Annotated in this window: 20 protein-coding genes and 2 pseudogenes; 11 read left to right on the top strand and 11 right to left on the bottom strand. The window is 64.0% G+C overall.

The window, feature by feature from the left end; all coding sequences use genetic code 11:
• The first annotated feature begins 41 nt into the window (after window positions 1-41).
• On the top strand, window positions 42-731 hold the full coding sequence (locus OQ789_RS12085; RefSeq protein ID WP_324685996.1) for a GntR family transcriptional regulator: 690 nt from the start codon (window positions 42-44) through the stop codon (window positions 729-731).
• On the opposite strand, the pseudogene OQ789_RS12080 reads toward OQ789_RS12085, so the two are convergent.
• Window positions 685-810: pseudogene (locus tag OQ789_RS12080) on the bottom strand (response regulator transcription factor); the annotation flags it as partial. The gene OQ789_RS12085 and the pseudogene OQ789_RS12080 overlap by 47 nt on opposite strands.
• Window positions 811-937 (bottom strand): annotated as a pseudogene (locus OQ789_RS12075) (ATP-binding protein); the annotation flags it as partial.
• Window positions 938-1,103: 166 nt separating this feature from the next.
• On the opposite strand from OQ789_RS12075, the gene OQ789_RS12070 reads away from it, so the two are divergent.
• Genes OQ789_RS12070 through OQ789_RS12060 form a run of 3 tightly spaced genes read left to right on the top strand, consistent with a single transcriptional unit; the run spans window position 1,104 to window position 3,914 of the window.
• The gene (locus OQ789_RS12070) at window positions 1,104-1,925 is read left to right on the top strand and encodes an enoyl-CoA hydratase/isomerase family protein (RefSeq protein WP_324685995.1); all 822 of its coding nucleotides are present in this window, start codon (window positions 1,104-1,106) and stop codon (window positions 1,923-1,925) included.
• A 13-nt stretch (window positions 1,926-1,938) separates the two neighbouring features.
• Window positions 1,939-2,688 carry a hypothetical protein gene (locus OQ789_RS12065; RefSeq protein ID WP_324685992.1) on the top strand — a complete coding sequence of 250 codons (750 nt, stop codon included), beginning with the start codon at window positions 1,939-1,941 and terminating at the stop codon, window positions 2,686-2,688.
• Between the two features lie 23 nt (window positions 2,689-2,711).
• Window positions 2,712-3,914 carry a CoA transferase gene (locus OQ789_RS12060; RefSeq protein ID WP_324685990.1) on the top strand — a complete coding sequence of 401 codons (1,203 nt, stop codon included), beginning with the start codon at window positions 2,712-2,714 and terminating at the stop codon, window positions 3,912-3,914.
• Window positions 3,915-4,608: 694 nt separating this feature from the next.
• Here OQ789_RS12060 and OQ789_RS12055 read toward each other — a convergent pair.
• The 4 genes from OQ789_RS12055 to OQ789_RS12040 all read right to left on the bottom strand — a co-directional run bounded on the left by OQ789_RS12055 (window position 4,609) and on the right by OQ789_RS12040 (window position 9,741).
• Window positions 4,609-5,391 carry a glucose 1-dehydrogenase gene (locus OQ789_RS12055; protein WP_324685988.1) on the bottom strand — a complete coding sequence of 261 codons (783 nt, stop codon included), beginning with the start codon at window positions 5,389-5,391 and terminating at the stop codon, window positions 4,609-4,611.
• 16 nt (window positions 5,392-5,407) lie between these two features.
• Window positions 5,408-7,384 (bottom strand): NAD(P)/FAD-dependent oxidoreductase, encoded by a 1,977-nt coding sequence (locus tag OQ789_RS12050; RefSeq protein WP_324685986.1) that lies wholly within the window; start codon window positions 7,382-7,384, stop codon window positions 5,408-5,410.
• Between the two features lie 154 nt (window positions 7,385-7,538).
• On the bottom strand, window positions 7,539-8,612 hold the full coding sequence (locus OQ789_RS12045) for a hypothetical protein (protein ID WP_324685985.1): 1,074 nt from the start codon (window positions 8,610-8,612) through the stop codon (window positions 7,539-7,541).
• A 370-nt stretch (window positions 8,613-8,982) separates the two neighbouring features.
• A complete protein-coding gene (locus OQ789_RS12040; RefSeq protein WP_324685984.1) occupies window positions 8,983-9,741 on the bottom strand; it encodes a glucose 1-dehydrogenase in 759 nt (252 codons plus the stop codon).
• 236 nt (window positions 9,742-9,977) lie between these two features.
• Between OQ789_RS12040 and fadD8 the strand changes: the two genes are divergently transcribed.
• Entirely contained in the window at window positions 9,978-11,588 is a 1,611-nt protein-coding gene (fadD8, locus tag OQ789_RS12035) for a fatty-acid--CoA ligase FadD8 (protein ID WP_324685983.1), read from the top strand.
• A gap of 92 nt (window positions 11,589-11,680) precedes the next feature.
• Complete coding sequence (locus OQ789_RS12030; RefSeq protein WP_324685981.1) at window positions 11,681-11,872, top strand: alpha/beta fold hydrolase; 192 nt, start codon at window positions 11,681-11,683, stop codon at window positions 11,870-11,872.
• Window positions 11,873-11,875: 3 nt separating this feature from the next.
• Here the strand turns inward: OQ789_RS12030 and OQ789_RS12025 are convergent, their stop codons facing one another.
• The 4 genes from OQ789_RS12025 to OQ789_RS12010 form a co-directional block, all read right to left on the bottom strand.
• Window positions 11,876-12,637 carry an SDR family NAD(P)-dependent oxidoreductase gene (locus OQ789_RS12025; protein ID WP_324686069.1) on the bottom strand — a complete coding sequence of 254 codons (762 nt, stop codon included), beginning with the start codon at window positions 12,635-12,637 and terminating at the stop codon, window positions 11,876-11,878.
• 35 nt (window positions 12,638-12,672) lie between these two features.
• Window positions 12,673-14,019, bottom strand: coding sequence for an adenylate/guanylate cyclase domain-containing protein (locus OQ789_RS12020; RefSeq protein ID WP_420716103.1), 1,347 nt, complete (start codon window positions 14,017-14,019; stop codon window positions 12,673-12,675).
• Between the two features lie 310 nt (window positions 14,020-14,329).
• Window positions 14,330-15,940: an NAD(P)/FAD-dependent oxidoreductase gene (locus OQ789_RS12015; protein ID WP_324685980.1), complete on the bottom strand. Its 1,611-nt coding sequence runs from the start codon at window positions 15,938-15,940 to the stop codon at window positions 14,330-14,332.
• 482 nt (window positions 15,941-16,422) lie between these two features.
• Entirely contained in the window at window positions 16,423-17,088 is a 666-nt protein-coding gene (locus tag OQ789_RS12010) for a TetR/AcrR family transcriptional regulator (RefSeq protein WP_324685979.1), read from the bottom strand.
• Between the two features lie 136 nt (window positions 17,089-17,224).
• On the opposite strand from OQ789_RS12010, the gene OQ789_RS12005 reads away from it, so the two are divergent.
• The 5 genes from OQ789_RS12005 to OQ789_RS11985 are packed head-to-tail and all read left to right on the top strand — an operon-like array spanning window position 17,225 to window position 23,386.
• Window positions 17,225-17,647, top strand: coding sequence for a Zn-ribbon domain-containing OB-fold protein (locus tag OQ789_RS12005; protein ID WP_324685978.1), 423 nt, complete (start codon window positions 17,225-17,227; stop codon window positions 17,645-17,647).
• Window positions 17,640-18,782, top strand: coding sequence for a thiolase C-terminal domain-containing protein (locus OQ789_RS12000; RefSeq protein ID WP_324685977.1), 1,143 nt, complete (start codon window positions 17,640-17,642; stop codon window positions 18,780-18,782). Before OQ789_RS12005 ends, OQ789_RS12000 begins: the two co-directional genes overlap by 8 nt.
• Window positions 18,783-18,825: 43 nt before the next feature.
• Window positions 18,826-19,929, top strand: coding sequence for an amidohydrolase family protein (locus tag OQ789_RS11995; RefSeq protein WP_324685975.1), 1,104 nt, complete (start codon window positions 18,826-18,828; stop codon window positions 19,927-19,929).
• Complete coding sequence (locus tag OQ789_RS11990; protein ID WP_324685973.1) at window positions 19,917-20,966, top strand: hypothetical protein; 1,050 nt, start codon at window positions 19,917-19,919, stop codon at window positions 20,964-20,966. Before OQ789_RS11995 ends, OQ789_RS11990 begins: the two co-directional genes overlap by 13 nt.
• Window positions 20,930-23,386, top strand: a complete 2,457-nt coding sequence (locus OQ789_RS11985) for a CoA transferase (RefSeq protein WP_324685971.1) — start codon at window positions 20,930-20,932, stop codon at window positions 23,384-23,386. The genes OQ789_RS11990 and OQ789_RS11985 overlap by 37 nt, the downstream gene beginning before the upstream one ends.
• 24 nt (window positions 23,387-23,410) lie before the next feature.
• On the opposite strand, the gene OQ789_RS11980 is transcribed toward OQ789_RS11985, so the two are convergent.
• The gene (locus OQ789_RS11980; protein WP_324685969.1) at window positions 23,411-24,277 is read right to left on the bottom strand and encodes an SDR family NAD(P)-dependent oxidoreductase; all 867 of its coding nucleotides are present in this window, start codon (window positions 24,275-24,277) and stop codon (window positions 23,411-23,413) included.
• Between the last annotated feature and the right edge of the window lie 104 nt (window positions 24,278-24,381).

Raw genomic sequence — 24,381 nt, 5'->3', positions numbered from 1 at the left:
AGATATCAAACGTAAGGTTTGCCGTTTGGTATTCTGCGCAGGTGGCAGGGATCGACATTTCCGGAACCGTCCGCGAGCGCGCCGCCCGCGAGTTGCGCGACCGGATTCTCACCGGCGCCCTGCCCGCCGGATCGCGGGTCGACCTCGATGCCATCACCGCGGAATTCGCGACCAGCCGAACACCGGTGCGAGAGGCGCTGCTAGAGCTGTCCTTCGAAGGGCTGGTCCAAGTCGCCCCGCGCAGCGGCGTGACGGTTCTCGGCATCAGCCCGGACGACGTCATGGATAGCTTCACCATCCTCGGCGTGTTGACCGGGCAGGCCGCGGCATGGGCCGCCGCGCGGATCGAGCCACAAGAGCTCGAGACGCTGCGCGCGCTCGCCGCCGACGTCGTCGCGCGGTCGGGCGACGACAGCATTGGCGAGGCCAACTGGCACTTCCACCAGATGATCCACCGCGCCGCGCACTCGCCCCGACTCCTGACTCAGATCAGGCAGGTCGCCCGGGTGGTGCCGAGCAACTTCCTCACCCTGTTCCCCGGGCACGAGAAGCATTCACTCGACGAACACCAGGAGCTACTTGATGCGCTCGGCGACAAAGACGTTGAGCGGGCGCGCACCATCGCCGAACGCCACGTCCTGGACGCCGGGCGTTCGCTGGCCGACTGGCTCGAGCGGCGCTCGGTCACGTCCGACGAGCCGCCTCCTGAACCAGCTGAACGCGCGACGTAAGCCCGAGCTTCGTATAGACGTGCGTCAGGTGGGCTTGCACCGTCTTGGGTGAGACGAACAATCGCGAAGCGATGTCCTTGAGGCGAGCGACCCCGTCCACGGCGGTGGCGAACGCGATGCGATGCCCGGTCTGAGCCGGCTTTGATGGCCGACCCGATGGCCAGGTGGGTCCTGCTGGTGCCGGGCGGCCCGAGCAGGACCACGTTGCGGGACTTGCCCAATCGGACTCAAAGTGCAGGCAGGGTGGCGGTTGAACGCGTGCATGCCCGACGATCGAAGGCCTGGTCATACGAATAGTTATAGGTGTATGGTCATGTCGTGCTTCGTCCGGCGCCAGACGTAGCAGCCGATACCGCTGTGAGAGGGGTCGACGTGAACCTTGAGCCGATGGACGGCATCGCCACGACCATGAGCGGCGGCGCGTTGACGATCAGAATCGATCGCCCTGAGCGCCGCAATGCCCTCACCCCCGACCATATGAATCACATCGGCCAACTCTGCGCGGCCGCAGAACACGACGACGAGGTTCGCGGGGTGGTGCTCACCGGCACCGGCGACGCGTTCTGCGCCGGAGCTGACTTGGCACAGGCCGATCTGTCCGCAGGCGGAGGCCAGTTACCGCCCTTCACTGCGGACAAGAACCTCTTCGTCCCCCTGCTCGAGCTGTCCAAGCCACTTATCGGCGTGATCAATGGTGTCGCCGCCGGCGGTGGCTTGGGTCTGGCGCTGTGCTGCGACCTGCGCATCGCGTCGGAGCGAGCGCGGTTCGCCACGTCGTTCACCAGGATCGGACTGACCGCCAACGACGCCGTCGGGTATCTGTTGCCGCGAATCGTGGGTGTTGCCAAAGCACTTGAGCTCATCTACCTGGCCACCCCGATCGACGCAGCGGAAGCCCTCGATCTTGGGTTGGTCAGCTACGTCGAACCGCACGACAATCTCGCCACCTTCGCCGCAGATCTGGTAACCCGCATTCTCCAAGGACCACCGTCGGGGCTGCGGTTCTCCAAGCGACTGGTTATCGACGGGATGGACCGGACCTACCGGGAACATGTATTGGCCCAGGAATATGCGTCGCTGGCCAACCGCACCCTGGCCAACCACGACATCCTCGAGGGAGTCGCCGCGTTCAAAGAGAAGCGCCGGCCAAGCTTCCGCGGGGTGCTCGCCAAACCGAGATGGCAGAACTACTGATACTCCCGACGACATGAGTGACACCAATTCCAAGGTCTACATCCACGAGTTCATCGACATCATCGGGCATAACCGGGCGCGGTACATGCACCACATGACCGCCAACTGGAGCCCGATGGCGCAAGCCGAACGCAATCAGCTCTGCTACGGCGTATGGGGCGTGGTGGGCACGACCCGCCGCTGGCCGCAGGTCGTGAACATGTGGGAAGAGGACGGCTTCGACGGACTCGCGTCGTCGTTTCGCCACGAGTTCAGCCATCCGACATTGCAGGACCCCAAACTCGCCAAGTGGTGGTCGGAGGCGGCCTCCTACCGAAGCAGTGGTGAAGACCGCATCCTGCTACCCGCCCCTTGGACGTCGACCATCGAGCAACTGTGCGCTGCGGGAGTGCACGCCGAGGTGTTCGCCCACGAGCAGATCACCCTGCCGCAGGGCAGCGCGACCGCGTACCTCGACGATGTCGCACAGGTCGGCCAACCGCTCTACGCACGGCACGGTTGGCAGCTCGTCGGGGCCTGGGAGACCGCCATGGTCAACCGTGCTGAAGCCTTCGTGTTGTGGGCCGTCCCGACTTGGGAGCAGTGGGCCGCCCTGGAGAAAGATGAATGCGGCGCGGGCGCGCTGCGCACCTGGCGCCAAGAAGGCAACCCGAAAACCGAAGGGTTTCACCGCTTCCTGATGGTCGATGCCCCGCTGTGCCCCTTTCGGACCGGGCGCCAGCCACACGTCAGTGACCGTGAACCGGGGTACCGGGAACACTGAACCGATGACTCGATAGGGGAGCCATGACCAATCCACCCAGGCCCGGGGCGCTGGAAGGCATCCGGGTCGTTGCTGCCGAGCAGATGATCGCCGGGCCCTGGGCCACCCAACTGCTGGCCCGACTCGGCGCCGAGGTCATCAAGATCGAGCCCACCACCGGCGAATCTGGCCGCGCCTCGGTGCCGACGATCACCGGCCCGGATGGACGGCCCGTCGGTGCCACCTACATTCGCAACAATCTGAACAAGAAGAGCGTCGGCATCGACATCAAGCGCCGACCCGACCTGGTGCACAGTCTCGTAGCGAAATGCGATGTCTTCCTGCAGAACTCGAAAGCCGGCGCCATGGACCGGCTGGGACTGGGGTATCGCGACCTCCTCGCAGTGAACCCGCGACTGATCTACGTGTCGGTCAGCGGCTTCGGAAACACCACCGACTCGCCCTATCGGGACTGGCCGGCATACGCCGGCATCGCCGAAGCCATGTCGGGGGTCTATCAGTGGGCCCGTCAACCCGGCCAGCCCCCGATCATCAACCCCATGGGCGGCGTGGGCGATATCGGCTCGGCGATGTTCGCCGCGCTGGGCACGCTTGCCGCGCTTCGGCGACGCGACCTCACCGGACAGGGCGAGCACGTCGACGTCGCGATGTACGACTCGATGATCGCCCTCGCCGACGTGCCGGTCGCGATGGCGTCCCTGGGTGAAACGCAGCGCGCACCGGGCTCCATTATCTCAGCGTTCGCCGCCGCAGACGGTGACGTCGTGATCCAGATCAGCCGGGAGCATCAATTCGAGCGACTGGCGCGGATCATCGGGCACCCGGAGTGGTTGGACGACCCGCGGTTGGCCACCCGACAGGGATGGGTCACCCACCGCGAGGACATCATCCGCCCGGCGGTCGAAGCGTGGTCGGCCACGCGCCCCAAACTTGCGGTGGCACAGGAACTCGCCGCCGCAGGAATCGCCGCCGGCCCGTGCAACGATGCGCACGACGTCATCGAGGATCCCCACGTCGCGATGCGCGACATGCTGGTCCCCTTCGACCGCGGAGACGGCGGTACCTACTTGGTGCCGGGCAACCCGATGCGCTTCGAAGATGACGAACCCCCGCCGGATCGCCGCCCGCCCAGCCTCGGCGAGCACACCGACGAGGTGCTCCGCGATCTGCTGCATCTGACCGACGTCGAAATCCAGGCCATGCGCGCCGACGGGGTGATCTGCTGACGATCCGGCGCCGAATCACCCGCTTGCTCCGCGCCGCGGGCGTGAGGGGGGTGTACGGCGAAGCGGTTAGTGGTCTGCCAGTGTCACTAGCAGCTCCGCGGTATCTTTCACCAGTGCTCGCGCAGGCCCACGAACTCCTTGCATCACCGGCGGGGCGCGGCGTGGCATCAGCAGACGCTGATGGTGTATCCACTGCGCCGGTCGCGTGAATCATCGACGCCCGACGCGGGTTTCGGTACCCAGCATTACTGTGTCGACGACGAGTCGCGGCTACCCGAAGTGATCGGCGCCGCTGCGGCGTGCGCCGACTCGCGTCGAACCGTCGCAATCAGAATCGACCTGGACATCGAAGCGCCAAGTCGCTCCTGGTACGAAAATTTCGCGACCGCCGATCTTTGGTGGTTGTACGACGCCATCAGGTGTGACCACTAGCCGGCCGCGCGTTCGGTTCTGGGGCTGACGTGCTGGCACCGGACGCCAACGCCGCAATGCGCAACATGCGACGTGACCTTCAGGTCTGAGAAGCCGACTGGTTGTTGCCTTTCTCGCTGAGAGGCTCGACTGCCGCGAATGGGGTGGCACACACAACCAATCCGGTGCACACCTCATTTCCAATCGATGAGGCCAACGCGTCGAAAAGCCGCCCGCGCCAACGCTAATCGGGCCGCTGGGCGGCCACTGATGGTCTCAGTGGCTATGTCACCCAGTCGGGCTGCTCACCGACGTCGACGGTCGAGAAGTCCTTGTGTCCCAGCCCAGCAGTACAACCGCCGTCGACGACGAACTCCGAGCCCGTGGAGTAACTGGACTCATCACTGGCCAGGTACACCACAAGATTCGAGACCTCTCTGGGCTCGGCTGCCCGGCCCAGCGCCGTTTGGAAGATATCTTCAGGTATCCACTCTGTCATCGGTGTCTTGATGAGGCCCGGATGAATGGAGTTGACGCGAATTCCGCTGGGGCCCAACTCCAGAGCTATCGACTTGGTCAGGCCGCGAACCGCGAACTTGGTGGCGGTGTATCCGTGTGAGGCTATCGAGCCCGCCATCCCCTCGATCGACGAGATATTGATGATCGACCCGCGGCCCGCTTCCTTCATGGGCTTCACGGCGGCTCGAATCCCCAGGAAAACCCCCGTCAAGTTGACGTCGAGGATGCGATGCCACTCCGAGATTTCGTAGTCCTCTATAGCGCCGATATTGAGAATGCCAGCGTTGTTGACCAGGATATCGAGACCACCATAAGTCGTGATGGCGGTCCCTACCGCAGACTCCCAGTCCTCGGTTTCGGTGACATCCAAGTGGACGAATCGCGCGGGATCACCGAGATCCTTTGCTACCAGTTCGCCCTCGTGATCGAGAATATCGCCGAGGACCACCCGGGCACCCTCGGCCACGAGCGCTCGGGCATGCGAGGCGCCCATTCCGCGTGCCCCGCCACTAACCAACGCAACCTTGCCGTCCAAACGTCCGGTCATCCTTGCCTCCTGTCCATCACGGTCTTAACTCGAAATCCTGCGGGTTCGGACGATTCGTCCAATTCCAATAGTCGACGATGCGCCAGGCGTACAGGCTGGGAACGGTCCCGGCGGAGTTCTTGTAGTAACTGTTGACCGCCGGATGGGTGTACACCATCGTTTGCAACTTTTCGATGCTCCGCCGGTTGTAGTCGTCGCACACGTCAGCTTTCGGCATGAGGGAGCGACCATCACCGGCGAGTATCAGATCGATACATCCCATGATGTAACGCATTTGGCATTCGGAGTTGTAGATGATGCTGGCGCCGTTGGCGGCATTGGTGCCTGGACCGTACATGGTGAAGAAGTTGGGGAACTCGGGCACCGTGATGCCGAGGTATGCGTATGCGGCGTCACCCCAGACGTCGTTGAGTTCGCGGCCGCCCAATCCGCACACATTGATCGGTCCCAGTTGATGGTTGACGTCAAATCCAGTGGCCCACACCAGCACATCCGCCGGCCGGTGTGTGCCATCGGCAGTTGTCACACCCGTTTGGGTGATGCCGGTGATGCGATCGCGGATCAGTTCGACGTCGTCACGTTGTAGGGTCACTATCCAGGTTCCGTTGTCCTGCAGTGTGCGTTTGCCCATCGGTGGATAGTCCGGAGTGATCTTCTCCAGCAACGCTTCATCATTGGTGAAAGCCTGCATCCACGCGATCCACAGTTCGCGCACGAGATTGTTGGGTTCGCTGCACGACAGCCCGCCGTTATCCCACTCGGGGTCGATGATGACCATGTCGTGCGCAGCATCGGTGATCGGCCACCACGATATGAATCTCTGCCACCGCGCGTAGTAGGGCAAATGGCGCAGCGCCCATTTCTCCCCTGCACCAATTGGATCGTGGTAGCCCACATTGGGGGCCATCCACTGAGCGGTGCGCTGATAAACGTCGACCTGCTCGGCGATCGACGCTATCGCGGGCACGAGCTGAAAACCGCTGGCGCCGGCTCCGATGACGGCAACTCGCTTTCCTGCCAGGTCGACGGAGTCGTCCCAGGCTGCGGTATGGAAGGCCGGACCTGCGAAATCGCTTGCGCCATCAATGTGTGGGATTACCGAGTTGCTGAAAAGCCCTACCGCACAGATGAGCGCGCGTGCGGTGAGTGTGTCGCCGTCGCCGTCGCGGTCGGCCCGACCGATCTCGATTTGCCACGTGGCTGTGTCGTCGTTCCAGGTCGCCGCGGTCACCTCAGTGTCGAATCGGACATGGGATCTGATGTCGTAGCGGTCCATCACCTCGTTGAGGTACCGCAGGATCTCGGGTTGTTCGGAGAATGAGTGCGACCAGTGATCGGTTGGTTCGAACGAGTAGGTGTAGTAGTGATTTGAGATGTCGACCCGGCACCCGGGGTAGCGGTTGGTCAACCAGGTACCGCCGGCCCCGGACTGCTTCTCGACGATGGTGAACGGTATGCCCGCTTGCTTTAGCTTTATGCCGGCCAGGATGCCCGCTTCGCCACAGCCCACCACGACGACGGGGAAGGCATTGCGCTGGTCAGTAGTTGACGTCAGCACCGGGCCTGCCTGGTCAGCGCTGCTGAATCGCAGATCGGCGGCGATGTAATCGATGTACTCATCGGCGACGTCGCTGACCGTGATCGTATTCAGCATTGAGCGCATCTGTGTCTCGTCAGGCGCAAACGGCACCGGACACCCGCGGTCGCGATACTGACGAATCACGTCGAACGCACGGGCACGGACCGTTTCCTTATCGGCTTCGCTCATGGCGCCCTGTTTGTCCATCGCGAGCAGCATGAAGGGACCAGGCAGCTCCTCAAGCAGCCCCATATCGCCGGTCATGTGGACCATCGACATCAAAAGCGCTGGCACACTGGCCTCTTCGATCGCGGCGCGGATGACTTCATCGGAGTCGTTGAAGGGCAGCCCTGTCAGCCGCCTCAGTTCGCCCTGCTCCGAGGCCACGGTCGGAGCGGTGTGCGATTGCGTCATCAGTGCACCATACATGTTTTGTCGTATGTATGGCCAGTATCTAAATAGGCATCGCGCGTTTCGCCGATACGGGAATCAGCCAGGCGCAGACGCCATGGCCGGACAATCGAGCGGGCCGGCCGCCCGGGGCCCGCCTCAACCGTCGAGGCGGCGATCAGGCGCTGACGGTCGAGTTACGCGACGCTCCGGCTTCGTTGCTCGCCGAACCAGTAGTGCGCGCGTAGGCGAGCGCCAACACCAGCGCCGTTCCAATAAAGGCGAGTACGGCATACGGCAGGGATCCGATAGGTGCTCCCCCGACCGTTAGCCCGTTTCGGGCGCCGAGGTAGTCCCCGAGCCCAAGGGCCCAGAAGAGTGCGCCGCAACCGAGATATATCAGCCCGTAGATCAGCGGAAAATAGTCATGCGCGACTCCGGCGGGCACGATGTCTGGGTCCTCGCGGCGGGCACGGTAGGCGCCGACGAACGTGTATATGCCCACTGCAGCGACGATCACAATGTAGACCCACAGCGAGACAGCCCGTGCAACAAGAATCGAACCGCCCAGCGCGTGAACAATCGACGCAGGTGCCGAGGCCAGCAAAATCACCGGCCACAGCAGGATGCTTACGATGACCACATCGCGCAATATCCGCCCGGCGCCCGGCCATCGAGCCGTCGAGACCACCCGAGTGACTGCGACCAGCCCGAATGGTAAGCAGATCGTGAAAACCTGGATGTTCAAATAGGGGACGACTCCGAGTGCGGGGACCGAGGTCGGCAACTCGGTGTTCCAGGCCCACCAACGCCATTGAGCGCCAATGGTATCGATGACTTCGAACAGGCAGTGGAACGCGAAAGCGACACTGGCCGCACCGATTACGGTGTTGTACTTGGCGAATATGCCTGCACGTTGCACGAGCACGTAGGAAAGGTACGCGAAGACCGGATACATGGCGATGATGTACAGGGGTAGGCGATCGAACATGAACTGCACCGAGAACTGGTTGTGTACGAAGGTGAGCCCCATCGTTTTCTCAAGGCCGAACCACTGCGGAAAGTACGCCATCGGTTCAATGAGCAGAAGACCGACGACACTGCTGATCCAGATTACGACGTTCGAGGCGTCCCCGTTCTGTCTGTACCACCGCACGGCGTGGACGAGGCAACCGATGGCTCCTGCCACCATCAGCAACTCGATCACCGGCAGAGTCCAGTTCGCCAACGACAGCGGATTGGCCAGCGTCAAGAACGGATTTCCGTCGCACCGGACTCCGTGCAAAGGCGCCGACAGCCGAGCGAATTCAGCGGTGCACGTTTCCAAGGGGTGACCTCCATGCTCGCGCAAGAGCATACATTGTGACAAGTGTGTCTAGTAGTGCCCTCGACCGTCGAATCCGTTCCGCGGTTAGAAGCTCGAGGTCGATGCTTTTCATCAGCTGCGCACGAGGCGACTTAGCGCCGTTTCCGATCACCAGATTCATTCCGATCGTCAACACCTGGCCGCAATGCGGCCAGCTTTCAGCACGTTCTCAAACCAGCGCCGTGCACTGAGGACAAAGTGTATGGCCTGATCTGATCAGCTCCTTCGCACGCGCGTTGAGCAAGGCCGTGCTGTTCTACTTGCGCATGCCGCCGCTGACAGTGATGTCGTCTCCGGTGACGAAGGAGGCGGCGTCGCTCGCCAGATACAAGGCAGGACCGACGATCTCGTCCAGAGTGGCAACCCGCTTCTGCGGATTGCTGCGGGCGAGCATCTCAAGGAATCCTGGCTGGTGGCGTTCGGCACCGGCCACCATTTCCGTGGCGAACGGGCCAGGACTTAGCAGATTGACCCTGATGCCCCACGCCGCGAATTCATGCGCCATCGTCACTGTCAGACTTCGCAAGGCCGCCTTAGCGGCGCCGTAGGCAACCGACTGCGAGTGGGCGGCGTACGCGGCCATCGATCCGATGTTGATGATGCTGCCACCGCCGCGTTCCCGCATGACCGGTGCAACGCATTGGCTCATCCGCAGAGGTCCCTCCAAGTCGACGCTGAAAACTTTGCGCCACAACTCCAGCGACACCGCCGCAGCGCTTTGCGAGGCGGGGTTGATGCCCGCGTTGTTCACCAGCACATCCACCGTGCCGAACGCATCGACGATGCGCTCCACGATGGCGGGCGCGGCTTCCCAGTCAGACGCGTGCCATGCGACGCCGACCGTCGCCGCGCCTGTCTGCTCATGAATGTCGGTCGCCACGGCCGTGCAACGTTCCTGATCGCGGCTGCTGATCACCACCGACGCACCGGCGAGCGCGAATGCCTGCGCCATCGCCCGGCCCAACCCCTTCGTCGAGCCGGTGACCAGGGCTACCCGGTTGGTCAGGTCGAACAATTCATGAGGCTGCTTCACGACGCTCCCATCGCCTCGATGCGCCCGCCGTCGGTTACGACCCAAAGGCGGCAGTCGGCTGGTTAGACACAATGGACATGATGTCAAATCATGTCTTACCATGGGTCCACGCATGCGCACCACGGGAGAAGCATTCGCGCCTTCTTCCGCACAGTGCGATCACGACAGTCGTCATACATATTTGTTGATGTGTAAAATCAACGGCTAGGATGGCCGGCATGAGCGACGAACTGCTGCGCCACCCCCTGCACTCGGGCCACCTGCTCGCCAACGCCCTTGCCCGTCACAGGGACAGGCCCGTGCTCTATCTGGGTGACACCACGCTTACCGGCGGGCAGATGGCCGCCCGCATCACCCAGTACATCCAAGCGTTTGACGCCCTCGGTGCAGGCACCGGCGCCACGGCCGGGCTGCTGGCGTTGAATCGCCCCGAGGTCCTGATGATCATCGGTGCCGGCCAGACTCAGGGATACCGGCGCACTGCGTTGCACCCTCTTGGATCGTTGGAGGATCACGCGTACGTCCTTGCCGATGCGGGCGCAACGTCGCTGATCATCGATCCCAATCCGATGTTCATTCCGCGCGCGGCCAAACTCGTTGAGGGGGTTGACGGCCTCAAACAGATCCTGACGATCGGCCCAGTGCCGCCGGAGCTGACCGACGCGGGCGTTGCCGCAGTCGATCTCAACGCCGAGGCCGATAAATACGAGCCGCGACCCTTGACCGCCGCCGAATTGCCGCCCGAGCACGTGACCGGTCTCGCCTACACCGGCGGGACCACCGGTAAGCCCAAGGGCGTGATGATGACCTGTGAGGCCGCCACCACGATGGCCCAGATTCAGCTCGCCGAGTGGGAATGGCCGGAGAACCCGAAATTCTTGATGATCACACCGCTGTCCCACGCGGGCGCCGCATACTTCCTGCCCACCGTCATCAAGGGCGGCCAGATGCATGTGATGGCGACTTTCGACCCCGCCGAGATCCTCAAGACGATCGAGGAACAGCGAATCACCGCAACGTTTTTGGTGCCTGCGATGCTGTACATGTTGATGGATCACCCAGACTCACACACCCGTGACCTGTCCTCGTTGGAAACGGTGTATTACGGGGCGTCGGCGATCAATCCGGTCCGGCTCAAGGAAGCTATCGACCGCTTCGGCCCCATCTTTGCCCAGAACTACGGCCAGACCGAAGCGCCGATGGCGATCACCTACCTGGCCCGGGGCGAACATGATGACAAGCGGCTCACCTCGTGCGGACGTCCCACGCTGTTCGCCCGCACGGCACTTCTCGACCACGACGGCAACGCGGTGTCCCGTGGCGAGATCGGCGAGATCTGCGTCAGCGGACCGCTTCTGGCGGGTGGCTACCTGAATATGCCCGACGCGACAGCAGAGACGTTTCGCGACGGTTGGTTGCACACCGGCGACATGGCGCGCGAAGACGAGGAGGGCTTCTATTACATCGTGGACCGTGTCAAGGACATGATCGTCACCGGTGGCTTCAACGTGTTCCCGCGCGAGGTCGAGGACGTTGTCGCAGAGCATCCGTCGATCGCCCAGGTGTGCGTCGTCGGGGCACCCGACGAAAAGTGGGGCGAGGCGGTCACCGCGGTCGTGGTGCTGCGCCCGGATGGGCCCCATGACGACGATGCCATCGCCGCCCTGACGGCCGAAATACAACGCACAGTCAAGGAACGCAAAGGTTCGATGCAATCTCCCAAACGTGTGGTCATCGTCGATGCGCTCCCGCTGACCGGCCTGGGCAAGCCCGATAAGAAGGCGGTCCGCGCTTCGTTCTGGGAGGGTACCGACCGGCAGGTGGGCTAAATGACCATCCGCCGTGGCCGCTCGATACGGATCGCATCGGCCGATGGCACACCGTCGTCCGTGGCGACGTTCGGTCCCGACGACGGCCGGCGATGCTCGTGCGCGGTTTCGGCGGCTGCATCGGAGTGTGGCGTGAGCAGATCCGAGACCTCAGCGGTCGTTTCCGGGTGATCGCCTACTACCAGCGTGGCCACGGCGCCAGCGGTGTGCCGTCGCTGCTCGAGCGGCCCGCCCAGGTAAGTGATGCGATTCGGTCGCTGGTGTCGATCGCATACGGCTACTGAGTTCTAGAGACTCGCCGCACCGGTCATGTATGCGAGCATGTCGGGGTAACGCTTCAGGTGCGCACCGCCGTTGAGGTCGAGCACTTCGCCGGTCATCCACGCTGATTGATCGGAGCACAGGAAACGGATGGCGCTGGCGATGTCCTCAGGCGTCCCGAGTCTGCCCAGCGCCGTGTTCGCGAGGTAATCGTTGGCGATCGTGGGCACCGCGGTGACCGCCTCGGTCATTGCCGTGGGCACCAGCCCGGGTGAGACGGCGTTAACCCGCACACCGCGCGGACCCAGCTCCAGCGCGGCGACCTGGGTCAGCATCACCACCCCGGCCTTGGCCGCACAATAGGCGCTCATCCCGGTGGCGGGCTGACGCGCATTGATAGAGGTGACCGACACCAGTGAACCGCCATCGACCACAGTGCGCCCGGCGTGCTTAAGCACGATGAAGGCGCCGTTGAGACAGACGTCGACCACGTCGCGGAACTGCTCTGCAGGCATGTCCACGACTGAGCCCATCAGGCCGAAACCCGCACAGTTGACCGCATAGTCGAGGCGGTCGACTGAGTCGAACAGACGTTGCACGGAGGCTTCGTCGACGACATCGACCTGAGCGCCGCGATGACCTTCACCGAGTTCGGCGGCTTGGCGGCGCGCGCGCTCGCCATCACGGCCGGCGATGAGCACGGTGCACCCGTCGGCGGCGAGGGCGTTGGCTGTAGCCCAGCCGATACCGGTTGCGCCGCCGATCACGACAGCAGTTCTGTTATTCACACTGATCCCTTTCCTTGACCGTCTCGTGCTGCCCGTCAGTTCTGCGGTGCCAGCATGTGGGTGATTTCGGATCGCCCTCGCAGAAGTGTCGAGCCAGCCGACACCCACCGGTGTCCCTCTTCGTCGCCCGAATCCGTAACAGTGGCCAGAGAGCACAGTGTGCGGGCGGGCGTTAGCTTCGCTTCATCGGCAAGCCGGGCTGCTTCATTGACGGCATCACCAATCACCGTGTATTCATAGCGGTTTTCGGCACCGATGTAGCCCGCGAACACCGGGCCCGCCGACACTCCGATGCCGAAATCCACTCCCGACAGATCCCGCAGCTTCTGTGCCAGCCTGCGGGCCGCGGTCAGTGCACGGACTGCGGGATGCTCGATCGTGTCGGGCACACCGAATACGGCGAGCGCGGCATCCCCTTGAAACTTATTGACAAGCCCGTCTTGGTCTTCGACCACCGCCACGACGATGCGAAAGAAATCGTTCAGCAGTTCTGCGACCTGTTCGGGCGGGTGCCGCGCGGCGAGCGCTGTCGAGTTCACCAGGTCGATGAACAGGACCGCGACTTCGGCGACTTCACCCTTTGACGGCATCCCGCTCTCAACGGCCAACGCCGCGACCGCGGTGCCGACATGCCGGCCGAAAAGATCGCGAATCCTTTCGCGCTCCCGCAGCCCACCGACCATCTCGTTGAATCCGCTTTGCAGCCAACCGATCTCAGATCGCTCCGATAGTGCCACCTGTGCATTCAACTCGCCGAACTGCACTCGTGCCATCGCATTGACGACCTCACTGATGGGGTCGGCAATCGACCGCGCGACCAGGATAAGCGCGGGAATCCCCACCAGCAAGGCGACAACAGCGATGACCGCCAGCGGCGCTTCGACCGAGGCGTGCCGAGCAATGCCCCACCCGTTGAACCTGCACACGATGAGCACCACCGTCACGACGCTCGGCATCGCACCGACCACCGTCCACAAGATCACCAGCCGCGGCATCACCCCCGGGAAACGCTGTTGCGCGTCGACATCGGCAATGGCCGCCACGACGGGCCGGAGAATGCGCTGGGCGAACAGCAGGCTCGACGCCGCACTCGCAGTCGAGGCGAAAAACACCGACAACACGATGAGAACGCTGGCCGCCACGCCCGTCCGGTAGTTCAGAGCCACCAGGACCAATCCGCTTGCCCCCCACGTCGCCGAGAGGATGATGAATTGGCGCCGCACGATATGCACGGCCGCCCGCTGCTGCGCCGCATCGGGTCGGTGTGCCGGCAGATACCAACGCAGTGTCGGGGCGATGTTGAGATATCCCCCGAGCCCTGCGGCGATCGCACCGCCGGCGACGAGCACCGCGATCGTGGCGAGGTTGACCGGCGCGGTCAACGTTCGTGCTGCATCTACCGGCTGGGTCGCCAACGTTCCCACCACGGCGAGGATCTCGATCGCCGCGCTGAGGTAGGCGATCGTCATGCCCAGTGCGTACCGGGCTCCCAAGCCGCCCATGCACACCCCGGTTAGGCCCGGTGATCGCCGACGTTGCCACGACCGCGAAGGTCGCCATCGGAAATAGACGTGGCACAGGAGGTACCGGGAAAACCGTTCACACACAACGCAAGGCGCTCGCCATCGGGTGCCCAGGCCAGGACCGGCATGCTTAGCTGCGGAAGTGTCAGCTGCAGTTTCTGCGGCACAGTCATCGCAGCTCGATACCTTCCAGCGTTCCTTCGGCGCGCCACGATTTCAGCATCTCCCAGAACCGCACGGGCCCAGCGCCGTAGCGGTTCGCGACGATCCCCCACGGATTGTCCAGATCACCCTCGCTGTTGTAGTACCCCGGCGTGCATTCGGCGTCAAAGCGTGTCGACGATGCGCTGCGCTGCATCTCGGCCCGCCAGGCCGCTTCGCCGGCATCGGTGGCCTCAAGAACGTGCGCCCCGCGATGCCGAACTTCGCTCAGCAGGTGGGTGATGTGGCGGGCTTGCTCGTCGAGCATGTGGGTGACGTTGGCATGGTGCGCTGTTTGGGTCGTGCCCATGAACAGAAGGTTGGGGAATCCACGGGTGAGGAAGCCGTGCATCGTGTGAGGGCCGTCGGCCCACCGCTCACTGAGCAGAAGCCCATCGGTCCCCACGGCATCGCATCCGATGCGACTAGTGATCGACGTCCCGATCTCGAAGCCGGAGGCAAAGATCAGGCAGTCCACCGGGTATTCGGTGTCGTTGAACACCGCGCCCTGTCGGGTGATCCGGTCGACGCCACGCCCGTCGGTGTCGACCAGCGTGACGTTCGGCCGGTTGAAAGTTTCCAGGTATCCGTCGAAAGGACACGGCCGTTTGCACAGCATGCGGTACCACGGCTTGAGTGCCGCAGCGGTCGCGGGATCCTCGACAACCGAGTCGATCTCGCGGCGAAGCTCCTCCCCGAGGGAAAAGCTCTGTAGCTCAAGCAATTCAGAGGTTTCCGCGGGAGTCAATCGACGCCCGAGCGCCCGCGACACCCTGACCACTTCGGGAGTCAGGACGCGCTTGAAGATGGCCGTCAGTCGGTCGTCGACGAGATCGTCGCCAGGGTCGGCGCCGATCGACCATGCAGTGAAGTTGTCGCGCCGCCGTTCGTGCCAACCTGCTGGCTGCGTCAAGAACCATCGACTATCGGTCGGAAAGTTGTGGCGCGGCCCCGCCATCGTGGGCGTGCGCTGGAACACGTAAAGGTGGCCTGCCCACTCGCCCAGGTGTGGAATCGCTTGTACAGCACTGGCGCCGGTGCCGATGATTGCCACTCGCTTGTCACGCAGCCCGGCCAATGCGCCCGCGTTGTCACCACCGGTGTACCCGAAGTCCCACCGGCCGGTGTGAAAACTATGCCCGGCGAACAACTCGATACCTGCGATCCGAGGCAGCTTCGGCACATTGATCGGCCCGTTGGCCATCACGACATATTGGGCCGTGAAATGATCGGCGCGATCTGTGCTCACGTGCCAGCGCCCGACACTGTCATCCCATTGCAGTCCGGTCAACCGCGTCGACAACAGGGCGTCGCTATAGAGGTCGTAAGCGTAGGCGATGCGCTCGCAATAGCTTTGGATCTCGGTTGCCGAGACGTAACGCTCGGAGGGGACGTAGCCGGTTTCCTCGAGCAGGGGCAAGTAGATGTAGGACTCCACGTCGCACTGACAGCCCGGATACCGGTTCCAGTACCAGACGCCGCCGAAATCACCACCGAGCTCGACGATGCGGATACCCCGGAAGCCTTCCTCGCGCAAACGTGCGCCGGCCAACAGGCCGCCGAACCCGCCGCCCAGCACAACGACGTCGACGTCGTTATGCACCGATGGCCGCGCTATGCGGGGTGTGTAGGGGTCGTCATCTACGAGTTCCCGTGCGCCTTGGGCGAACTGGCCGAGACCGTCGGGCCGTAATCGCTTCTCACGCTCGCGTCGATAGCGATCCCGGACCTCGTCGACGTCGAAGTCGACGCCGCCGACAAGCTCCAGAATGCGTGGCTCGAGCGTCATCAAATACCCCTACGGACCGAGCGAACTCCTCATCAACTACTGACTGTACAACCTCAATAATATGTATGATAAGTCTGCTTGGGGACCAGGCGCTGCGACGATTACGTCTAGTAGATCTCAAAGCGTCGCGCAGTGGCATTCTGTTGTAGTGCTGCCACTCGCGATCTCTCGCTGCCCAGATCACTCATCAGCACAAGAGCGTATGGCGTCCGTGCGGAATGCCGGATCTGGTTTCGGACGGGTCAACGAAGTGGCGGCGGACCCCGCCATCGCTAGGTTGCAGCCGTTCGAGCCGGATCCGCGCCGGCTGGCGCTGCGGTGGCGCGTTCGGTCAACAACAGTGTCAGCGCCCGCACCATGTGCCGAGCGCGCGTTGCCGGCACGGTCTTGTCCACCCCGACGGCGGTGCCCTCCACCATGGTTTGGCTCAGTGCCAGACCGCGCAAGCCGTGAAACAACACGTCGCCGACGTCGGCCTGATCGAGCCCGGTGCCGGCGAGGACCTCGTCGATAAGACGCTGCAACTCCGGACTTGCGCTTTCACTCGCCTCGGCGAGCGCCGCGTTTGCTCGCTGTGCGGTGTTCGGGTCGTGTGTGAGGTTAAGCACCAGTTGTGTCATGGCGAGGTACTCGGGGGTGCCGTAATGGCGGTCGAGAATGTCTGACAACGCGGTGATTCGGTCCTCAAGAGTCGCCCCGACCACTGATGTCGCCTTGAGGTGCTGGTCAAAGCGCCGGTTGGCGTCTTCGAGGACGGCTAGCATCAGCGCCTCGCGCGTGCCGTAGTAGTGCTGTATCGCGCCCCACGTCAGGGCCGCACGCTCAGCGATGGCGTTTGAACTGGCGCGGTAGAGACCCTTCTCCAGGATGCAGGCGACGGCCGCGTCAAGGACGCGTCGGCGGGTGTCGCCGTCGCGCGCCCCCGGCTCGGATTGCATGTCGTGCAGTGTACGAAGCGCGCAATCGAGCACCGACTCCGACGGGTGAGCGAGCGTTGCATCTGCTATGTCGCCTGCGCTAGCGTGACCCAGTGACATAGTAACTACTATGCCACGGCGGCGGCAGGAGGGCGCGATGGCCCAATTCAGTGTCATCCCGCCCCAGCCCACTGCCGACGATCAATATTTTTGGACCGGGGTCGCCAACGACACCCTCCTGCTGCGGTGCTGCGGCGAATGCGGTCGTATCCAACATCCACCCACGCCCTTATGCCCGAAGTGCGGGTGCGGTCAGTGGCGGTTGCGCGAATCGGCGGGTACCGGCACGGTGCTCAGCTGGATCGTCTCAAAGGGGCCCGACGCAACCGACGACGACGGGCGCATCGTCGCCGTGATCGACCTCCCCGAGGGCGTCCGCATCGTCAGTAACCTCGTCGAGATCGACGCGGCCGAGGTCGCCGTCGGGCTGGATGTGCAGGTCACCTTCGCCGACGTGCAGGGTGTACGACTTCCGCAGTTCCGCCCGACGCCGGCAGGAGGATCCCATGGCGATGGCTAGAACGGGCGCGGCGATCGCGGGTATCGGGCAAACCGAGTTCTCCAAGAAATCGGGGCGCAGCGAACTACAGCTGGCATGCGAGGCGGTGCGGTCGGCTCTTGACGACGCCGGTCTGACAGCCGCCGATGTCGACGGGCTGACCACCTTCGTCCAAGACGACAACGACGAGTTCGACCTGATGCGCGGACTCGGCATCGCCAACGTGCGGTGGTTGTCGCGCACACCCCACGGCGGTGGCGGCTCGGCGGCAACGCTGCAACACGCGGCGGCGGCGGTCGTTTCCGGCGCCGCGGACGTTGTAGTCGTCTACCGGGCCTTCAATGAGCGCTCGGGGCGGCGTTTCGGCCGGCCACAATCCGCGGCGGTCATGCCGATGATGAACTGGCACCTCCCATACGGCCTGGACACTCCAGCCAAGTGGTATGCGCTGTGGTTCCAGCGCTACATGACCACATATGGGCTGACCAACGAGGACTTCGGCCGCTACACGGTGATCGCCCGAGAGTATGCCGCGACCAACCCTGCGGCGTGGTTTTACCAGCGGCCGATCACCCTCGCCGATCACCAGGCCTCACGCTGGATCGTCGAGCCCATTGTGCGGCTGCTGGACTGCTGCCAGGAGAGCGACGGCGGCGTGGCACTTGTCGTCACGGCGACCGATCGCGCCAAACGTCTGCGCAAACCGTTGGTGACGATCGATAACGCGACCTCCGGCTACCTCAACGGCGGTGACACGCTCTTCAACTACTACACGGACGAACTCGGCGGTTTCGACCACGCGGCCTACACCGCGCGGCAGCTGTGGGAGGCCACCGGCTACCAGCCGGCCGATATCGACGTAGCGATGATCTACGAGAACTTCAGTCCAGTCGTGTTCATGACCCTGGAGGCGTTCGGCTTCGTGGGCCCCGGTGAGGCCCGGGACTTCATCGCCGACGGCCAGATCCGCCTGCACGGACGGCTACCGGTCAACACCCATGGCGGGTTGCTCGGTGAGGCGTACATCCACGGCGTGAACAACATTCTCGAAGCCGTCCGCCAGATCCGGGGCACGGCCGCCAACCAGGTACCGGGCGCTGCTCGTGTCCTGGTCTGCTCCGGTCAAAGCGCGGCGATCCTCGGCAACGGTGGCTGAAACATCCACTGCCCGTTCGATACCCACGAGAGGAATCCACACCATGATCACCAGCCTGGTATCCGCTGATGACCACGTTGACATCGGTCACGACAAGGTCAAGTCGTTTCTGGATCCGAAGTTTCACGGGCACTACGACGACGCGCTGATGCGCTTCGCGGCGAGCATGGGTCCGCTGCTGAGCACCGACGTCAACGTCAAGTGGCGAGAACAGCACGGGCTGCACGGCCCTAGCAGCAACAACCTCGCAAGCCATGCCAGCCGGGAGCTTCCGTCCGGCCACACCGATGCGGTGTCGCGGCTGCAGGACATGGACCGCGACGGCGTGGCCGCCTCGGCCACCTACTGCGAGGTGAGTGCCTTTCGGTATCTCTATGACATCAAGGAAGGGTGGCGGGAGGCGACCCGGGCGTTCAACAGCGCGTTGCTCGAATTCGCCTCCCCCGACCCTGGGCGACTGATCGTCTCGGCGCAGATCCCGCTGCACGATATAGACGTCGCAGTCGACGAAGTTCGGTGGGCCGCCAGTGCGGGCATCAAATCATTGCAGCTTCCAGTCTTTCCGGCCGAACTCGGCCTGCCCGACTACTGGGACGACCGCTACTACCCGCTGTGGCACGCGATATCCGACGCCGGGCTGCCGGTGTGCTGCCACATCGGGTTGAACACCCAACTCGAGACTGTCGCCCGACGGGACCCCACCCCGGAGAAGGGCATCTTCGTGCCGATGGTCGCGCTGTCCACGGCCGAGGCTTTGGGTCAGGTTTTACTGACCGGACTGTTTGAGCGGTTTCCGGAACTCAAATTCGTTTTCGTCGAACCCGGTGTCGGCTGGGTCGCGTGGTGGCTGGCAGGCGTGGACGACATGATGTCGCGCCAGGGCTACGACTTCCCCGGCCTCAAGCAGCTGCCGAGCGAATACTTCCGCCGCCAAGTGTTCTTGACCTATATCGACGAGCCCTATGTCCTCGAGCATGCGCGCAACATCCTCGGTGTCGAGAACTTGATGTGGTCCTCGGACTACCCGCACCCGGTGACGTCGTTTCCGAACTCGCGTGAGATCGCCGAGCGCACTGTGAAGGACGGCACCGAACCCGAGCAGCAGCTGCTGCTAAGCGGTAACGCCTCCCGCGTATGGAATCTCTGAACACCGCTACCGTCGTCCGGGAAACGGTCCGCGTCGACGTCACCGACGTGGCTCCGCCCGGCTGCCGCACCGTTGCGGCCGAAATCGTCGCGCCCGCTACCCCACCCACGGATCCGATCGTGCTGGCTTGTTTCGCCGGCGGTGCCATGAGTCGGGCGTACTTCGATCTGGCAGCAACGGGTTACAGCTTCGCGCAATTCGCGGCGCACCGCGGCGTGGTCGTGGTGCTCGTCGACCATCCCGGCGTCGGCGAGAGCGACGTCCCCGACGACGCGTGGCTGCTCACCCCTGGCCGCATCGCCGCGGTGCACAGCGGAGTAGTCACCCGAGTGCTGGCTCTGCTCCGCGCAGGCAACCTCGGCGCGATCGACGCGGTGCGCCCCGCGGTGGTAATCGGGGTCGGGCATTCGGCGGGCGCCGACCTCTTGGTGCGCCAACAGGCCAACCACCACAGCTACCACGGCTTGTGCCTGCTCGGCTGGGGTCTTAACGGTTTGCCTGCGGTGCTGTGCCCGGCAGCGGTCGCGCTGACGGGCTCCGCCGCCGCAGATGCCGAACTCGTCGCTGCGGCGCGCGAGCAGTTCGAGCTGCCGCTGCCCTACCTGGAGCAGGCGTCAGCGGCGACGCGGCGACCATCGTCGGTGCACGACGCGCTGGGCGCTGCCCGAACAGCATTGCTCGCCGTGGTCGCCACGGCGGCGATGATCCCCGGAACCACGTCGGTGTACGCGGCAGCGATCGACGTCCCGCTCTTCCTCGGTGCGGGGTCACGTGACCTCGTCACTGACCTGCGCCAACTTCCCGCGGCGTTCCCGTCCGCCACAGACATCACCACCTACGTCCTGGACGGCGCAGGCCACAACCACAACTCCGCGCCGGGCCGGGCAGTGCTGTGGGAACGAATCCTCCACTGGGCCAGCTGTATTCATCGGCACGACAGAGCCGAATATCGCACCACTTCGGGCACTCAAAACAAGCCCTTCGAAGAAGGAAAGGTGTCATGGGCGTACTCGACTCCGTCACCGTCCTCGACCTGAGCACCGGGATAACCGGGCCGATGGCCGCAATGCTGCTGGCTGATCATGGTGCCGCCGTGACCAGGATCGAGTCCCCACATCCCGACGCACTCGCCGACTTCTCGGGCTACCGCGTCTGGAACCGCGGTAAGCGCAGCGCGGTCCTCGACCTCACCGGCGACACCGACCGCCAACGGCTGCACGCGCTGGTGCGCACCGCCGACGTGCTGATCGAGAGCTACGGACCCGGCACCGCAGAAAAGCTGGGCGTTGACTACGCCAGCCTGCGCGTGATCAACCCACGGCTGATCTACTCCTCGATTACTCCCTACGGCGAAGAGGGGCCAGACACCCAGCGTCCCGGGTACGACGCTTTGGTCGCCGCCCGCACCGGCCTGCAGTGGGAGGTGCGTGGCACCGTCGGCAGCACAATGGGACGCCTGGCAGGCACCGACGGAATGCTGCCCGGCATCGAACTGCCCGACGGTCAATGGGTGGGCCCCGATCGGGACGGACCGCTGTTCACCGGTGTGCCCTGGCCCAGCATCGGCGCCGCCTATGTCGCGATCGTGGCCATCAACGTCGCGATCCGTGCGCGTGGCCTGACCGGACGCGGGCAGCGAGTCGACACGTCGCTGCTGCACGGCGTTCTGGTCGGAACCCTAGGGGGATGGGCCAAAGTCGAGCGGCCCGATACGCCGATGTTCGCGACGTGGGTCGGCGATCCACGGGCGCCCAAAGGCTTTTTCCGCACGTCCGATAACCGCTGGACGCACCATTGGGTACCGCTGCCGGGCTTCGTGCTCGCCGCCGCCGAGTCGGGGATGCAGTTGACATCGGACTTGGTGCCGCCCAAGGACTCTGATCTGCGAATCAGCCCAATGGCTGAGGACATGGTGCTGCTGCACATGTATGACCCGCTGATGGCTGAGGCCGTCGCCAAGCACACCGCGCAACAATGGACCGACCTGGCCGCGCAGGTCGGAGTGCCGGTTCAGACGGTGCGCTCCCCAGAGGAGGCACTTCTTGACCCACTGCTGTTGGCCGACGGGTGCGTGGTGGACGTCGAGGACCCGCAGGTGGGTGTCATACGACAGGTCGGGCGAGTTGTTGAACTGCAACGTCACCCATTCACGACCCCGACCGGCGCACCTGTGCGCGGTGCCGACACCGACGCGGTGCGGGCAGAAGCTGATGCACTGATCGCCGCGGGAACATCTGCGGTCGAAACCGCATCGGACGGCGCACCTCTGCAGGCGCCGTTGGACGGGGTCACCGTTATCGATCTCGGTCTGGCCGTCGCGGGTCCGTGGGGAACCCAGTTGCTGGCCCAGCTGGGAGCCCGGGTGATCAAGGTCAACACGATGTACGACGAGTGGTGGTTCAGCAATCACATCGCGATGAGTTGCAACCGCGACAAGGAGTCAATCGCATTGGACCTCAAGGCGCCCGAGGCGAAGGAGATCCTGCTCAAACTGGTCGAACGGGCGGACATCGTGCAGCACAACATGCGCTCCGACGCCGCGATCCGGCTGGGCGTGGACTACGAGTCGTTGCGGCAGATCAACCCGCGACTGATCTACTGCCACACCCTTGGTCACGAACAGGGGCCGCGACAGCAGCACCCCGGCAATGACCAGACCGGCGCGGCACTGGCGGGCACCACATGGCTGGACGGCGGCATGGACAACGGCGGACGGCCGCACTGGTCGTGCACCTCGATGGGGGATACCGGCAACGGATTCCTCTCCGCGCTCGGCATGATCCAGGCGCTGTACGACCGCGACCGCACCGGCGAGGGCCAGCTCGTCCGCACCTCGATCCTCTATGCACAGCTGCTAAACGCCTCGACCTCCTGGATCAGTCCCGACGGTGGGCTGGCCGCCGACCGGCCGTGCGTCGATGCCGAGCTCTACGGTTGGTCTGCCCTATACCGGCTCTACCCCACCGCCGGTGGTTGGCTGTGCCTGGCCGCGGTGACCGAACCGCAGTTCGCCGCACTCGCCACCGCGATCGGCCACACCGAATTGGCGACGGATCCGCTGTTCGCCACTACGCAGGCACGTCGTGAACACGACGCAGAACTCGCCTCGCTGCTCGCCGCCGTCTTCGCCGATGGCTCAGCACACGACTGGTTCGAACGGCTCAACGCCGCCGGCGTGCCGGTCGAGATATCCGATCCGGACTGGGTGTTGAGAACCTTCGCCGATCGGGCCGCCGAGAGACGACAGACCACTGCGACGTTCCAACATCGCACGGTCGGGCAGATGACAGTCAGCGGGCTGATCTTCCAATTATCCGATACCCCAGGTGTGCTCAAGCGCGGACCGATCTGGCCCGGCGAGGACAGCAGGGCGATCCTGCTGGAGCTCGGCTATCTGAGCGACGAGGTGGACAAGCTGGTCGAGGCCGGGATTGTCGGTGACACCGCGCTGACCTGAGCGTGAATCGCCCGCACTCGTAGGTCAATAGGCGTAGCTGGACGGATCGCCGTCGCTCAGCATCGCCTCGGCGCGACCGCGGATCATCTGCTCGGCCCAGGCGAACTGCTCCACGGGTTGGGACCCACCGAAGAATTGCTTGTCCCGCTGCGTATCAACGCGAATGAAGAAGCGGTTGGTGCGAATTCCGTCCAGAAGCATCTGGGCAACGGGCTCCGGTCCCACCAGCGCCGTCGGAATGCCTTGCTGATTCTTGACCAGGTCCTCGACGAACTGCATCGCCCCGGGGAAGTCGCCGGCGAGCTTGGTGTCGGTCAGCGGCGGCATCAACACCGCCGCGCGGATCTTGGACTTCTGGTCGCGCAGCGTCCCGAACAATGACTCCATCAACGACAGCACGGCGATTTTCGTGGCGGAGTATCCAGGCGTCATGCAGTTGGTCCCCTCGGCGCCGGCACCCGAACTCGTGGCCACAATGATGCCGGCATCGATGTCACTGGCGCTCATGCGCGGCAGGAACGCCAGAATCCCCCACACAACACCGAACAGGTTGACGCCGATGATTTGGTTCCACAGCTCCGGAGGGGTGTCGGAGTAGAACGCAGGCACACCGACCCCGGCATTGAGGTGCACGACGTGCACCTCGCCGAACCTGTCATAGGCCTCGTCGGCAAGGCGCTGCACCGCGTCGAAGTCGGCCACATCGGTCACTACGGGATGCACGGTAAGGCCTTCGTCGGTCAGTGCCGCCGCGGACTCGGTCAGTCGCTCCTCGATCACGTCGGCCATCACCACCTTGGCGCCGGCTTTGCCGAAGGCGCGGCTGACCGCCAGGCCAATGCCGCTGCCGGCGCCGGTGATCACGGCAACCCTGCCCTCGAATTGCTCCATGCGTCGTTCTCCTCGTTGACTCGTCGCCCACTTCGACCGAGCTGAAAAGATCAGCCTAGAACAGCGGACATAGTAAACGCTATGCTTGCGGCGAGCCAACCTAG

It is taken from the genome of Mycobacterium sp. 94-17, from assembly GCF_035617725.1.
Lineage (GTDB): Bacteria > Actinomycetota > Actinomycetes > Mycobacteriales > Mycobacteriaceae > Mycobacterium.
Note: the sequence above shows the minus strand (reverse complement) of the source record. Positions and strands in the feature narration are given on the sequence as shown.